Origin of the sequence: Mycobacterium lepromatosis, from assembly GCF_000975265.2 — a bacterium.
In the GTDB taxonomy this organism is placed as follows: domain Bacteria; phylum Actinomycetota; class Actinomycetes; order Mycobacteriales; family Mycobacteriaceae; genus Mycobacterium; species Mycobacterium lepromatosis.
In genome coordinates this window covers 2,899,049-2,914,312 of the sequence record NZ_CP083405.1, presented here as the reverse complement: position 1 = coordinate 2,914,312, position 15,264 = coordinate 2,899,049, and the positions used below count along the sequence as shown (strand labels likewise).

Here is a 15,264-nt window from a genome sequence, read left to right as displayed (position 1 = left end):
ATAGTAAGGATTTCGTTGCCGCCTTCGTCAGTGGTGAGCGACACCATGGCGGGCTCTAGCTCCTAGCCAAATTGTAACTTGACCGGGTTGTTCTAGGTCTGCCGATCCCCGACCCGGGTCACGCTGCTCAGCTGGACCAGGGCTATGCCGACTGGCACGAAATTCGTGCCAGTCCGGGCAAGCATAACGGCGATCCGGTCAGGAAACCCTGGGTTGTCCAAGCCACCACAGTCCTGCCAGTGCGGCAACAACAACTCGCTCACCTGTCCGCCACTGCCACGCAGACATCTCGGCTGTGCAGAAAAGGCGGTAGCGCCACAGTCACCGCACTGACCGCCGATCAACTGTGAGTTCTCGGCAAACCAGATCGAGATTTGGGGGACAAAGTGTCTTCTGAATCGAGAGATCCTCCAAGGAGCGTCCACAGCACAAAACAAGCTCACGAAAAAGTATAACAGCGTCACACAAAAAAACAGAAATTGAGTTCTTATTTGCTGTAGCCCGCATGCCCGGTCGCCGTCTCGGCGCACCGCGCCGACTAACAAGTGTCCCCCGGAAGTAGGGATATCAATTTCCTAGATAGCATTATGCTCCCCCGCGCAATATCCATGTGGGCATGCGAGGCCGATGAAGCAACCGCACAACGACAGCTACCTTGAAATCGCAGTTGCAACTTATAGAGATGACCATGCAGTTTAAGGTGCTATTCGAACTGAAATTCAAGCCGGAAGCAGCGCAAGCGACCCGCGACGGCATAGGCTAGGTGTTGCAGGAACACTCAAGCGTTCGACGGGAACCTCTGCACCGAGGCGTGCTCGTCGATCAGGACGACGAAGCACACCGGATCATCTACGAACTCTGGGACACAATCGAGCAGAGCAAAGCATACCGCATATTTCGTGCCAGCGAAGGGTGAACAGAACTGCCTTTATTACTGGTCGCGCTTCTGGTCAAAACGAAGTACATCACGACCGATATTTAGCTCAACGCAAGAACCACTTAGCCAGAAAGCTCAAGTTCAACGCTAGTTTCGTTGTATGCAGTCAGCAGCAATTTTGGTTTAGAAACAACTGTGAACGTGTAGCCGAAGTTGCAGACCGGCGTTTTTAAGTGTCAACGCTTCGGAGATCGAGAGACAGTATCCGGGTCGGCTCTGGGTCGTATTGATGCACGATCATCGCCAACTCCAACACTATTTCGTGAGGGTGCATCGGCGACCGATGCAGGCGCTGGGCCTCCCGGCCCCAAAGGGTTGATAGCTATCAGGGGGGCAGCTTGGTGCAAATTTTCTGGCAGGACGCGGTCGGGTTTGAATTACGTTAGCGTCGGGGCCCCAGGCATCGGCGCAGTGAACAGGACGATCACCCCACTGGCCCTTGCGGAAAAGGGATGTGCTGTTTCCGAGGGTGTTGTCATGGCCGACCTGGTGCACGTAGCAGGGCGCCACCGGCCATAGCCGCAGAGTTTCGTTGACGACGCGGCGTAGGCATCGCAGCCTAACGACATCGCCGCACAATACGTAAGTCGGCGATGCCACGATCTGACCGGTTTTGGTCGATTTCGCGGCGGATTTGAGCGGCGATGTCAAGATGGATGGTGAGGAGAGAGTGCAGGGCGAAAGCGATGGCGTTGGCCAATGTGTCACTGCCGCTGGCGAGCAGCGCGAGGACCTGGTTAACGATATTATTCAGTGTCGAGTTACTCGACGATGTTGGGATCGACACTATGCAACATGATGTCGAGCATGTCTTCGTACTGACCTGCTGTCGGGTGACGACAGCAAACCTAGACAATGTCGCAGACGTGCCGACGGATGTAGGCATTGTCGTGTGACATGCTTGTGACATTGCTGTTGTGTGGGGTTTTGTCCGAAGAGTTTGTTATAAAACGGTACGGTATCGGTGCAGGAGGTAAGTTTGAAGTAGCTGCGTACACATGCAACAACGGCGACAAATGCGTTGCCACTGGGGTTACTGAGTTTGCTGCAGGACAGGAGTAGTCCAGTACGGCACTGGTGATGACTTCGATGGTGAGCCGTTTAGCTTGAGCTTGGATGTCGATCCAGGATCTATCGGTATCCCAGAACTCGATGAATTCACGCACAGCAGCAGCTGTGGTGCTCTGTTAACCACCATAGCTGTTTTGGTAAAAGCGGGCATTAGAATGTTGTGCGCCTTGCGCCAGTTAGATTCCTCGTTGTAAGCGGTAAACAGCCCGTCACCCATACGGAGGCACAGTTTGCGTGTAACGGGTCCGATGTGCTTTTCCCACACAGTTTATTCATTGATCTTATCAGTTAAATAATGGGATCGGCCAGAACGATGATCGACAGGACAGAGATGTTTTGCTTGATGATTCCGCTGCCGAACTCAACGGTCAGTCCCTAGGGCGGGTTTGGCGAAACAGATGGTAAATACATCACCAACAATAGACAAACACAAACACAGAATCGACGTGCCGATAGACAGCGTCATACTGACGGACTCACTTTCATCGTATCGAGTCCGGATAGTGTGTCGATGTGTTCAGTGGCGGCATAGGCGACCGGTCACCATTTCGCCAACTTCAATAGCAGGGGTGCTTCCTCCGCCAAAGTTGTTGCCCGCTATGGCCCGATCAGCGCTACGTGGCCTGGTTCAGGCGTGGCTCCGGCGGTTTTGTCTCTGACAGCCTGAGTCAGATGCATAACCTCAATTGCGGCGTCATGTTCTCGAGCCGGCGCAGCATTAGAGGAACCGGACTAGCTCAGGCCGGGCTATTTCCACTGCAAAAAGAGAGCAGCTATAAGATGGCGTCACGAATTTCGACAACGGTTTGGTGTCGTTGCAACGTGGTTTGAAGGTGTCAATGGTCGTCGATGTCGAGGTGAATGCACATCCTGAGACCGCAATTACCATACTCTGCCGCAACAGCTGCACTGGCCATGCAGATGCCGAACACCGTCCAGAAGTTAATAGACCTGTGGAACCGCAGCCTGTAATCAGCGGTGTCAGTGCAGCCAAGTTGGTCGGAAATCTGCAAGGACCACCGTCTTGCAGAACGGTCAATGCAAGCAGTGCACTCAGTAGTAGCAGTGTGCTGATGGTGATGAGACGTTCGCGGCGCTGAGTGACAGTACACGGCTCAAGCAGAGAATTCCAGAGCAGGTTCAAGCCTAAGACCATGATAAGAATAATGCAGAAGGCTCGGGCGACTACGCAGTCCCAACCACCGGCGGCGTCAAAAGACTCGCTGAAGGTCGGAGCGCGGTTGCCACAAATGAGATATGCCGCGAACAGAGGCAGCACGGCCAGGCGGACAGTACCGTTGCCTTAGCACGTTTTGGCCGGCGACAACCCCGTCCAAGCAGAATGCACCCAATAAATCTCAGTGACAGCCAAACCAACACAACGTCATATATGTTGCTGGGGAGTCAACAGGAACCATGGACAGTGTGTTTTGCACGAAGTGCTCATGCAGAAGCTGAGTCAATAGCGTCAATGCCATCAGGTTGTTGCGGCATACGCCATACAGGTTGTTGTTGAACTATCGATAGTGCGCGACGACAATGATCACCGTAAACATGATCAACGGCTAGGCGATCACACCTGACACTGTCGAGAGCATCAATAGATTTCCTGAATCAAGCGCGTTGTGAAGAAAACGTTGCGCATCATCGAAGTTTGGTTGACGGCTTCAACTACGGCGATCACCAACATATTCGCGCACACTTCAGTCCCATGCTCTTGATCGTCCACAAAAACTTTGCTCCCCAACACGCTTTGCCCGACGGTGGGATCGATGTCAGGTAGCAGTTTGCGGAACATTTCGACGTTTGGTGTGCTTTTGATATCGGCTTGTCGACCTCCGGCATGTCCCAACGCCATGTGTCCGATTTCGTGACACATGATTTGATCTATGTGGTACTTCGACGTCCTGGCTTGGTAAAAGATCAGGTCGGCGGCGCTGGGTAACCATAACTCGCAAGGATTTTCGGTTAATTCCGAGGTATAGGTGAGTATTAGCTGGATGGGCCGACCTCTTTGACAGGCACGGGTCTCAATGAAGACATCACTGTTCCAGTGCACAGGGATCGGCAACGTACCTAATAGAGCGAATAGAATCAGATCGGCATTAGGCATTGCCATCGAAGTAGCCTCCCTGGGAAGGGACGACCGGAAGAAGTTACTCAAGTTGGCGCACATGATCAACCATTGCTGCCAAGCTGTTGCGGTACTGGGGAGTTAATCCGGAGGAAAGCCACTGCCAGGTCACATACCCCGCTATCACATAGCACTTAGACGAGGTTAGTATTGACATCTATACACGAATTGATGTCAAGGTCAATCAAGTAAGACGTTGAGAAACCAAAGAGTTCGTCGATAGCGTGAAGATGCTTTACGGCCAGTTCATTTTTGACTCTGGCGCACTGCTGCGACATATAAGCCGAGATGCTCGATACTCCGGTCTGTTTGGTTATCGCCGCCGCGGTTTCAGCTTTTAGACCACACTGGCCCAGTGAGGCTTCGCATGATCTTTGAAGAATTTGTCGAGCCTCACAGAAAGTTCAGATTTGCCCGAGAGGCAATCTGGCCCAACTGTGTTGATCAACATATCTTTTACGACCTCGCGGTATACGCCGAGACTATTACACAACCCCGATGGGCTCAACGCTAAGGTGGTATTAGTAAATGTTGCAACCGACATAAAATGTATTGGTATCAATAAACAATAGCGCTCACAACCTTCTCTAATAGCACCAACCCAGCCTATGGCCACGGCATAGTGGGATCCGGTGTCCAAACAAATCGCGGCTCGTCAGCCCCCCGTGTCCAGCCGGCGCACCAGCCTTCATGGTTACCGTTAGCGGCCTGGGGCGCCACCGAGGGTGACAAGTCGGGCTGTAAACTTCCCACAACCCGGATACCGACTATTCCAGATCGGCCTTGCCGGAGACCCTAGTCCATGGGACGCTCCGGTGCTGGTGTACTAGTCCACAACCCCGTAATTGCCCTAAACCTCCACAATGACGACGTCGTATATCTCGCGCAACTCAACAATGTCGCCGGCCGCCCACCAGTTGCTGGACCGAACCAGAGAAATCCACGAAACACACCGGACACCAAATGATCTTACTTACAACAAAGAAGGCAGATTCCAATTACGACAAATTGCTATATTGCCAACGTGCTACTCAACAACTTGCTGGTAGCAACAGTGTAGCACACGTATAACTCGCCACCATCAGGAATGTTTCTTAAGCCGCTCCGCGCAACGAATTCCGTGTAGAGCTCCAGTCCGCAGTCACCATCGACGCTGCGGGTTTGGCTAAAGCGCTAACTAGCGTCGAGGATGCGTCATCGATAGTCTAGGCGCGACCTAGTTTGTTGTTAGCCTGCTAAGTATGACACCCATACAGAGATCGTTTCACAAGGTGGACAATCTAGGCTGAACCCGCCTACAGTCTAGGCAACTATCTGTGCCATCAGGGCCTCAGCGCAGATCGATAACAAGAGCCTAACCTAGTTTCTGACAGCGCTGCCATTAATATACTGTATAACCATAATCAGCAATAGGAGTTAAATCACTTTAGCCGATGCTCGCCGGCAAAAAATCTGTTTAATACAAGCGGTGTTAACCGGTGCTACGCTCGCACTATTCAGCGTCGCAGCCTAGAAGCAGAGCTGAAGCGTGGTGTACGATCGCACAAGGATCATTGTGCCAGAAAAGATTTCCTAAAATATCTACTGACTAGGACAATAACTGGCTTCATGCCGGCACCTGGTTCGGCGTTGCGCCTTGTTCCGGCGGTGTCGACGCTGGTGGTGTCGGGTAAGACGGTGCAGCGGGTGGCTGCGACAGCATCAGCACGAGGGTCCTCCACGGTGGAGGTAGTGGAAACTGAAATAGCCCTGAAGCAACTCGCAGGCATCGGTGTAGCCGAGATTTCCTAGGGTCGGTAACGAATTGCTCACCACCGTCGATCAACGTAACCAAGATGCTGTGCACCAAGTCTTCTCGCGAGGCAAGGTGATAGTACAACGCGGGTTCGATGATCCCCAGCTTGTCGGCGATGTCATGCAGGCAAGCTGCATACCCTGCTGAAGAAACAGGTCCCGAACGACTTTCTTGGATGCGCCGTCGGTTGCCTCACAGAGGCTACTCGCTACAACGAGCGTAACTGACTTACCGATAGGTAAGCACGGATGGTAAGTCTACCAAACCTTAAGTAGGTAAAGGAACTCGTCGGAGGATTCGGCGAAGTTGGGCGTGCTGCCGCGGATCGAGGCACTAACCACCGGAACGAACGCCGAGACGATTTGGTCGCGAGGGCACGTGCCGATCGGTCCGCATCGATATCACTAAGGCTGTAGGCGCCGTATCCGACCGTCACGTGGAAATCGTGCGCGACGACATCAACTAAGACTTACTCGCGACACCGACTGCTACCACATCGAGTACCTATTCGGTGACTCTGGATCACGGCATCCCTCCGATGGCAAGGTGACATTCGAGCGCACGACGCCACGCAAGTTCGCCCTCGTGGTCGGCGCCGGCAGACTGCACTCAAACACTCGTCCCCTGGTTTTCGGGGAGGATTCCGGGAACAGTGTATAACCCTCAGTTCTTTGGCGGGTACCGGGCGGTGGAGTCACTGCCAAAAACGCTTGCCCACGAAGACCAAATGTGATCAGTCACGTCGACTCTAACCATCCAGCGGCGATCTACACCGCGCAACCCCTAGACGATGCGCGCAATATTCTTGTTCCGCAACGAAAACACACTCGAGTATCACTACCGAGACACCTTTGTTTCAGCAGGAATTGCTGCGCGCGGCGTTCACGGAAATGCATACGCAGGTGAACAGCTGGCTTAGCGAACTCGACCGTATACCCGCATTTTACTTCGAATCGATCACCCAGTTGCAGCTGGCCAGCTGGTCGCGCGGACGAATCATGCTAACCGGTCACGCCAGCTACTGCCCGGGGCCGGCGGGTGGGTGGCAGCACCAATCTTTCGGTACCCGGCCGCCCTACGTGCTAGCCTAGTAGGCGAACGGAGACTACCGTGGCCGACGAACGGCAGATGGTTATTTCCGTGCGCCGCCCCAGTTTATGTTTCGACGCTAGAGCCGGGCTGAACGCTACCAGAAACCAAAGCGACTACAGTAACGACTCCGGAGGCAGGAAGCGATCGCCGTACTTGGCCGCCAGCTCACGGGCGCGGGACACGAAGGCCTCCTTGCCGGTACCGGTCGGGCCAGAGTAGCCGACGATAAACTGCACGCTGCCACCAGTCCACGGCGGGAACCCGATACCCATGATGGACCCGATATTGGCATCAGCAGTGGACGTCAGCACGTTCTCATCGAGGCACTTCTGAGTTTCCAGCGCTTCGGCGAACAGCATCCGGTCGATCATGTCCTGCAATGGCAGCTGCGACGAGCCCGACTTGAACGTCTCCCGCAGACCCAGCCACAACCCGGACCGCTTGCCGTCAACATACTCGTAAAAGCCGGCACCCTTCAAGCGCCCGGACCGGCCGAGCTTAATCATCTTCTCCACTAAGGCTTCTGCCAGGTGCGCCTCATACATGCCGCCGGCGTCCTCGACACCCTTACGGGTAGCAGTCGCGATCTTGTGCATGAGCTCCAGGTTGAGCTCGTCAGACAACTGCAACGGCGACACCGGGTAGCCAGCCTGCGCACCGGCCTGTTCAATGCTGGACGGTTCCACCCCCTCCCCGAGCATCGCCAGCGCCTCGTTGACAAAAGCGCCGATCACCCGCGAAGTGAAGAAGCCACGGCTGTCGTTGACGACGATCGGTGTCTTGCCAATGGCCAGGACGTAGTCAAACACCCGGGCCAACGCCTCGTCCGAGGTCTTTTCACCCTTGATGATTTCGACCAGTGGCATCTTGTCGACCGGAGAGAAGAAGTGGATCCCGATAAAGTCCTCCTGCCGCTTGACGCCGTTCGCCAGACCGGTAATCGGCAACGTCGAGGTGTTCGACCCGAGTACTGCATTGAGCTCGACGATGTCTTCGATTTCCTGGAACACCTTGTGCTTGAGTTCCTGGTTCTCAAAGACGGCTTCGATCACGAAGTCGACGCCCTGGAGATCAGCAGGATCGCCCGTCGGGGCGATGCACGCCAGCAGGGTGTCGCTCTTCTCCTGCGTAGTACGGCCCCGCTCTAGCGCTTTGGCTTCCAGTTTCTCCGAATAGCCCTTGCCCTTCTGCGCGGCTTCAAGACTCACATCTTTAAGCACCACGTTGTAACCCGCCTTGGCGGAAACGTAGGCGATGCCGGCGCCCATCATACCCGCACCCAGCACACCGATCTTCTTGATCGGGGTTTTACCAATGCCGCCGGGTCGAGAACCACCGGAATTGATGTGCTGCAGATCGAAGAAGAACGCTTGGATCATGTTCTTGGCCACCTGGCCGGTGACCAGAGAAACGAAGTAGCGGCTCTCAATACGGCTAGCGGTCTCGAAGTCGACCTGCGCGCCCTCGACCGCGGCGGCCAAGATGGCTTTAGGGGCTGGCATCGGCGCGCCCTTGAGCTGCTTGCGTAGCAGCGACGGGAATGACGGCAAAATGGCTGCCAGCCCTGGTGAGGACGGAGTACCACCGGGCATCTCGTAGCCCTTCTTGTCCCACGGCTGCTCGTGCGCTTCCGGGTTGGCCTTGATCCACGCCTTAGCCGCGGGCACCAGCTCTTCGACCGTTGGCAACAGCTCGTCGACCAGCCCGATCTCCTTAGCCTTGCCAGGCTTAAAGCGGGTGCCCTGCGACAGAATGTTGACGAATGCGTTCTGAATGCCAAACATCCGCACCGTGCGGGTCACCCCACCGCCGCCCGGCAACAGCCCCAGCGTCACTTCAGGCAGACCGAGCTGACTGCCCTTGACGTCGGCAGCAATCCGGTGATGACATGCCAACGCAATCTCCAGGCCACCGCCCAACGCGGCACCGTTGATAGCGGCAACGACCGGCTTGCCCAGCGTTTCCAGGGTACGCAACTGTTTCTTGACCGTCTCGACAGTGTCGAATAACTGCTCGGCCTCTTCTGGTCCAGTATTGATCATCACGGTGAGGTCACCGCCGGCGAAGAAAGTGCTCTTAGCGCTGGTTATCACCACACCGATAATCGAATCCTTTTCCGCAACAATACGATCCACCGCATTGCCCATCGATTCGATGTAGGCCTCGTTCATAACGTTGGTCGAGCCGGACGGGTTGTTCATTGTCAGCGTGACAATCCCATCGACGTCCTTACCCCACTGAATTGCATTGTCTGCCATGCTATTAAACTAAACCCTCTCGATGATGGTAGCAACACCCATGCCGCCGCCGATACACAGAGTGACGAGCGCACGCCGCGCGTTGCAACGTTCCAGTTCGTCGACCATGGTCCCGAGAATCATCGCACCGGTGGCACCCAGCGGGTGGCCCATCGCGATAGCACCGCCGTTGACGTTGAGCTTCTCATCCGGAATGTTCAAGTCTTTCTGGAACTTCAGCACCACGGACGCAAATGCCTCGTTTAGCTCGAACAGGTCGATGTCATCGACAGTCAACCCGGCGCGGTCGAGCACTTTGCGGGTGGCGGGGGTGGGGCCGGTCAGCATGATTACCGGGTCGGTCCCAGTGGTAGCGGCAGCTACCACGCGCGCCCGCGGGGTCAGGCCCTGGGACTTGCCAACAGCCTCGCTACCAATCATCACCAGTGCCGCGCCGTCGACGATGCCGGAGCTGTTACCGCCGGTGTGAACGTGGTTAATCTTCTCAACCCAGTGATATTTCTGCAGGGCCACGTCGTCGAAACCACCCATCACGGCAAGGCCCTCGAAGGCGGGCTTCAGCTTGGCCAGGCCTTCCTTGGTGGTGTCGGGCCGCATGTGCTCGTCGTGGTCGAGAATCAACAGGCCATTCTGGTCTCGCACCGGCACCACCGACTTGGCGAAGTAGCCACCCGACCATGCGGCCGCGGCCTTCTCCTGGCTACGCAACGCATAGACGTCGACGTCGTCACGTGAGAAGCCCTCGATGGTGGCGATCAGGTCGGCACTGATGCCCTGTGGGACGAACATGAGGTCGTAGTTAGTCACCGGGTCCAAGCCCATCGCGCCGCCATCGGATCCCATCGGCACCCGGCTCATCGACTCCACACCGCCGGCTAGAACCAGGTCATCCCAGCCGGAGCGCACCTTCTGCGCAGCGACGTTGACAGCTTCAAGCCCCGATGCGCAGAACCGGTTGAGCTGCACCCCGCCTGCAGTGACCGGCAGGCCAGCAGCCAGCACCGCGGCGCGGGCAATGTCACCACCCTGGTCACCCACCGGTGAGACGCACCCCAAGATGACGTCGCTGATCAGGTTCTCATCGAGGTCGGGGTGTCGTTTGCGCAACTCCTCAATTAGCCCAACGACCAAGCTTGCCGGCTTGACCTCGTGCAACGATCCGTTCTTCTGTTTACCGCGAGGAGTGCGGATGGCCTCGTAGATAAAAGCTTCTTCGGACATGTCAACTTCCTGTTCGTAAAAATATATTTTTATTATAATATGGAAGGGGTTAAATTTATTAAGGACTACAAATTACTATATTTAGTCAAGTATATAGGAGGTTAGATCCGTCTTGAAAGACTAGGGCCAGTAACAGGAACACTGAAAAACTTTTAAGGGGTTCGGCCAACCTGTTAGTTGGACAAGGCTGTGCTGGTCAGCGACCGAACATGGCGCTGCGGTCGTGCTGGCGGCGATACCCCTAAGCTCAATTGACATAACAGCGGCTCTACGGCCCTACGCGACCACGATGTTCGCCGAAATGTCAGCTCTGGCCGCATGCATCGGCGCAGTGAACCTCGGGCAAGGCTTTCCCGACGCGGACGGATCGCCAGCGATGCTTAGGCCCGTGCAAGACGTCATCACCGGCGGAGTGAACCAGTACCCATCGAGGATAGGCATCGCTGGGCTGCGGCAGGCCACCACTGCGCAACGCCAGCGGCGCGGTGCTGAGCGCGACGGAATTGGCCGAGATAGCGGAGCTCGCTGTGGCGGCAGACCTGTTGGTGATTACCGAGGAGGTGTATGAAAACCTGGTGTTCGAGAACCGAAAGCACCTGCCGTTCGCAGGGTTTGACAGCATGGCTGAACGAACAATCACCGTTTCCACCGCGGCCAAGATGTTCAACTACATCGGGTGGCCTGCGGCCCGTTCGATCTCATCGCTGGCGTGCGGTTCGCAAAATAGTGCCTGAACTACGTTGGCGGCGCGCCGTTTCATCCAGCGTTCGCCCTGGCGTTGGACACCGAAGACACCCAGGTGGCCGCACTTCGGAGTTCTTTGCAAGCCATACACGATCGGGCTGGCGTCGGGGCTGACCGAGATCGGTCTCGAAGTGCACAACAGCTACAGCACGTACTTCCTCTGCGCCGTCCCGCGCGTACGCTGGGTTACGACGACAGCGGGGCGTTCTACGCGGCCTTGCCGGAAAGGCTGGAGTAGCCGCCATCCCGATGTCGGCATTCTGCGATCCGGCAGCCGAGCACACCTCAAAACAAGCCGACGTGTGGAATCACCTGGTAAGCTTTAACTTCTGCAACAGTGACGATGCTCTCGATAAGGCAATCAGGCCACTCCCCGTGCTCAACAACGGATCCACTACTTAAGACCCGTCCGTACAATCCCGACATCATGACGAAGTCCCGCAGGCCTTCCGTTGCGGCTTTGAGAACTTTCTTTAAGACCTCACTTAGGCAGAAACTCCGACAGTGGTGCCAACGGGTCTAGGGTGATGGTGAAACGTACCCGCGTCTTGTCCTCCCTCACCGATCGCAGGGTGTACGCGAAGTGCTGGCTATGCTGGTATTTAACAACCACCCAGTCGGGTCACCAAAAGAATCCGAACAGTTCCCGATTCGGCGATCCTGATCACCTTGACATGGCGCGGCCGCCCATCGGGATTGGGTGTCGATGCCTTCAAACCTTCTTGTGCACCAACGACCACAATGGCACTGATCCGATATAAGCTAGCGTGTCCAGAATCCTTTCCAGGGAAGCATAAATGATGATTTCCCGCGGTGCTTGTACAGCCACTACTTCCAGGCTAACAACGAGGCCCTTCCTGCACAGGACGAATGGGCAACGATTTTGTTACCAACCAATTACGGCCATCGATGCGATTGCCGGAGAAGGCGGACCGACCGGTCAGGTGGGTATGTGAGAAAACCGCGGAACCGGCACGGCCGGGGCACTGGCTGATGTGCGAGGTGATCTCGTTCATCTGCTGATACGAAGCGATGTCAAGCAGGACCGATGACGCCGACAGCCATGTATCTGCCGCCAGCTGTCTCATAGCAACGAGCAAACGAGGCACACCGGAGAGCAGAAATGACTCGCGCTCATCACGCAGAGCGCAGGTCAACCTTCATGGTCCACCTCATCTAGGGCAAGCACGCTGACCCCGTCGACCATCGCGACGTCGATGATTTGCCCCCTACCGGAACGTTTTAGTGCATACAGCGCTACCACGCTGCCCAGCAGCACCAGCATCGAGCCGCTGCCGGAGTCGATGACCAGGTTCAGCGGCGGCATCGGTGGCCGATCGCGGTATCCCAGCGCCAACAGCGTACCGGTCTGCGGGAGGTAGTTTATGTCGTGACCCGCCGTTGAGTCCAACAGCCCGTCTTGTCCCCAACCGGTAATACGTGCGAAGATTCAGTCAAAGGTTAATCGCCGCGTACTCGTCGGGACCGATACCAAATCGCTTGCAGGTGTAGGCTGGAAACAATCTGACGATACATCGGCCTTGGCTCCCAGCGTCAATAACGCCCGATAGCGTCTTAACGTCCAGGTCGACGACCCGCTTTCCACGGTGCAGCAGATCGCGATTCTCGGAAGGCATCGTCAGCCCGCTGGGACAGTGCACCCGCACCCCTTTAACGCCTAGGTCGGCCAGCACCATCCCGGCGTGCGGCCCCGGTCCGATGCCACCGTAATTCGATTAACTTGACTCTGGCCAGGGAACCTACCAAAAGCCACGGTGAGTATTGACCCCTCATCACCTGCAGCACCGGCTTGCGTATCGCCTCGATCGCCGTCTCGATCGACCCGTTTACCACGCGTTTGAGTACGAAGCCGGGCAATGGTAACACCGGGTTGATGCTGATCTCGAACTTGACTACGGTGCTATCACCCTTGAGGGGCGACTTAAAATTACTTCGCGTTTACGAGCGTTGTGCCGAGGAGCTGACCAGCATCCAGCTCATCGCCGTTGTCACTTCAGGTGTATGACCCCACCTGTTACGTTAGTCGGTGATGCCCACGTCCTTGACTTTCATCTTCATTTTACTGGGTCGCCCGTCCTCGCCAGTCTCGGGTACCTAAGAGCTCTGATGTGTAGCCAACAACTGGGCACCGCTTCGATAGCGGCGATGAAGTCAAGAACCTAATCAGGACTTGCTTCGATTACGACGTCGCGGGATCCGTTGATTGCCGTGGCTCGCACAATAGAGAGCCGGCTCCCAGTCGGGAGTGGTTTTCTACCAAGCGTACCGTCGTCTTCGTGACCACCACCAAGATTGAAACCGTCTATACCGTCGGCGCCTACCTGCTCGACCGCCTCGCCGAACTCGGCGTCACAGAGATCTTTGGTGTACCCGGCGATTACAACCTGGAATTTCTCGACCATATCGTTGCTCATCCGACCATCAGATGGGTAGGCAACGCCAACGAACTGAACGCCGGATACGCTGCAGATGGATATGGACGTTTGCGCGGAATATCCGCTTTAGTAACGACATTCGGAGTTGGCGAACTCTCGGCAGCCAACGCGATAGCGGGTAGCTACGCTGAGCATGTACCTGTCGTGCACATTGTCGGCGCTCCCCCCAAAAACGCACAAAGCACCCACCGAGCGCTACACCATTCGCTCGGCGACGGGGACTTCGAGCGCTTCTTTCGAATCAGCCGTGAAATAACTTGCGCACAAGCTAATCTCACAACAGAGAAAGCATGTGGAGAGATTGATCAGGTACTCAGCGAGGTGCGGGAGCACAAGCGTCCCGGCTACATACTACTGTCCACCGACGTAGCTCGCTTACCCACCGAACCACCCGACGCCCCATTACCGCGCCATACCGGCGGCACCAGTCCGCGTGCGCTGTCGCTGTTCATCGATGCCGCCACCAAAATGATTGCCAATAAGCGGATGACGGTGCTGGCGGACTTGCTGGTCCATCGGTTGCAAGTGGTCAAAGAACTCGAGACATTGCTGACGGCCGATGTAGTACCATACGCCACGTTGATGTGGGGCAAAAGTCTGCTCGACGAGAGCTCACCTAACTTCCTGGGGGTCTATGCCGGGGCGGCTAGCACCGAAGCGGTCCGCGCGGCGATTGAACAGGCACCTGTTCTGGTGACCGCCGGGGTGGTGTTTACCGACATGGTCAGTGGTTTCTTCAGCCAGCGAATCGACCCAGCCCGGACCATCGACGTCGGGCAGTACCAGAGTAGCGTGGCCGATAAGGTTTTCGCTCCACTGGAAATGGGCGCCGCGCTTGAGGCATTGTCGTCAATCTTAGTGCGCCGCGGCATCAGTTCGCCACCAGTGGAATTACCTCCTAGAAACCCGAATACGGACACACCTTCACCCGATCGACCACTGACCCAACAGATCTTGTGGGACAGGCTCTGTGCAGCGCTCACACCGGGAAACGTGGTACTAGCCGATCAAGGGACAGCATTCTATGGCATAGTGGAACACCGGTTGCCGCGAGGAGTGACTTTCATCGGTCAACCCCTCTGGGGTTCAATCGGTTACACGCTTCCCGCGGCACTCGGAGCAGGGTTAGCGCATCGCAACCGCAGGACGGTGTTGTTGATCGGTGACGGCGCCGCACAACTGACGGTCCAGGAGCTCGGTTCCTTCTGCCGCGAGGGGTTGTCACCGGTCATTGTGGTGGTCAACAACGACGGCTACACAATCGAACGGGCGATACATGGAGAGACGGCTCCCTACAACAACATTGTCAGTTGGCGTTGGACCGACATCCCCGGTGTGCTGGGGGTAGCCAATCACTCGGCCTTCCGTGCAGAAACCTACGGTGAGCTTGACGAGGCCTTCACTGTCGCCGCCGAGCGTAAGGATCAGATGGTTTTCGTCGAAGTCGTTGTGCCGAGGCTGGATCTTCCAGGCCTACTGACTGAATTGACACGGCCAGCGTGGGACAGCAATCAGATGTTTCAGTTGCCCAGCCCAGAATGGGACAACTGAAACAG

General features: G+C 56.2%; 9 protein-coding genes and 2 pseudogenes. 4 read left to right on the top strand and 7 right to left on the bottom strand.

What is annotated here, in order from left to right; genetic code table 11:
• Nucleotides 1-92: 92 nt before the first annotated feature.
• From MLPF_RS18090 to MLPF_RS13745, 4 genes are all read right to left on the bottom strand, one after another.
• Entirely contained in the window at nt 93-263 is a 171-nt protein-coding gene (locus MLPF_RS18090) for a hypothetical protein (RefSeq protein WP_427901942.1), read from the bottom strand.
• 1,233 nt (nt 264-1,496) lie between these two features.
• Nucleotides 1,497-1,724 carry a cytochrome P450 gene (locus MLPF_RS13760; RefSeq protein ID WP_237756023.1) on the bottom strand — a complete coding sequence of 76 codons (228 nt, stop codon included), beginning with the start codon at nt 1,722-1,724 and terminating at the stop codon, nt 1,497-1,499.
• Nucleotides 1,725-1,785: 61 nt separating this feature from the next.
• The gene (locus MLPF_RS13755) at nt 1,786-2,103 is read right to left on the bottom strand and encodes a hypothetical protein (RefSeq protein WP_156147231.1); all 318 of its coding nucleotides are present in this window, start codon (nt 2,101-2,103) and stop codon (nt 1,786-1,788) included.
• 1,502 nt (nt 2,104-3,605) lie between these two features.
• Nucleotides 3,606-4,121: a hypothetical protein gene (locus MLPF_RS13745; RefSeq protein WP_162196968.1), complete on the bottom strand. Its 516-nt coding sequence runs from the start codon at nt 4,119-4,121 to the stop codon at nt 3,606-3,608.
• A gap of 1,629 nt (nt 4,122-5,750) precedes the next feature.
• Between MLPF_RS13745 and MLPF_RS18085 the strand changes: the two genes are divergently transcribed.
• Both MLPF_RS18085 and MLPF_RS13735 read left to right on the top strand, forming a co-directional pair.
• Nucleotides 5,751-5,933: a hypothetical protein gene (locus MLPF_RS18085; protein WP_045843629.1), complete on the top strand. Its 183-nt coding sequence runs from the start codon at nt 5,751-5,753 to the stop codon at nt 5,931-5,933.
• Nucleotides 5,934-6,788: 855 nt separating this feature from the next.
• On the top strand, nt 6,789-7,028 hold the full coding sequence (locus MLPF_RS13735; protein WP_050039293.1) for a hypothetical protein: 240 nt from the start codon (nt 6,789-6,791) through the stop codon (nt 7,026-7,028).
• 114 nt (nt 7,029-7,142) lie between these two features.
• Here MLPF_RS13735 and MLPF_RS13730 read toward each other — a convergent pair whose 3' ends face one another.
• Nucleotides 7,143-9,287 carry a 3-hydroxyacyl-CoA dehydrogenase NAD-binding domain-containing protein gene (locus MLPF_RS13730; RefSeq protein WP_045843630.1) on the bottom strand — a complete coding sequence of 715 codons (2,145 nt, stop codon included), beginning with the start codon at nt 9,285-9,287 and terminating at the stop codon, nt 7,143-7,145.
• 9 nt (nt 9,288-9,296) lie between these two features.
• Nucleotides 9,297-10,508, bottom strand: a complete 1,212-nt coding sequence (locus MLPF_RS13725) for an acetyl-CoA C-acetyltransferase (RefSeq protein WP_045843631.1) — start codon at nt 10,506-10,508, stop codon at nt 9,297-9,299.
• A 289-nt stretch (nt 10,509-10,797) separates the two neighbouring features.
• On the opposite strand from MLPF_RS13725, the pseudogene MLPF_RS13720 reads away from it, so the two are divergent.
• Nucleotides 10,798-11,654, top strand: a pseudogene (locus MLPF_RS13720) (aminotransferase class I/II-fold pyridoxal phosphate-dependent enzyme).
• Nucleotides 11,655-12,293: 639 nt separating this feature from the next.
• Here MLPF_RS13720 and MLPF_RS13715 read toward each other — a convergent pair.
• A pseudogene (locus MLPF_RS13715) lies at nt 12,294-13,046 on the bottom strand (CoA transferase); the annotation flags it as partial.
• Nucleotides 13,047-13,549: 503 nt separating this feature from the next.
• On the opposite strand from MLPF_RS13715, the gene MLPF_RS13710 reads away from it, so the two are divergent.
• Nucleotides 13,550-15,259 carry an alpha-keto acid decarboxylase family protein gene (locus MLPF_RS13710; protein ID WP_045843638.1) on the top strand — a complete coding sequence of 570 codons (1,710 nt, stop codon included), beginning with the start codon at nt 13,550-13,552 and terminating at the stop codon, nt 15,257-15,259.
• Nucleotides 15,260-15,264 lie beyond the last annotated feature (5 nt).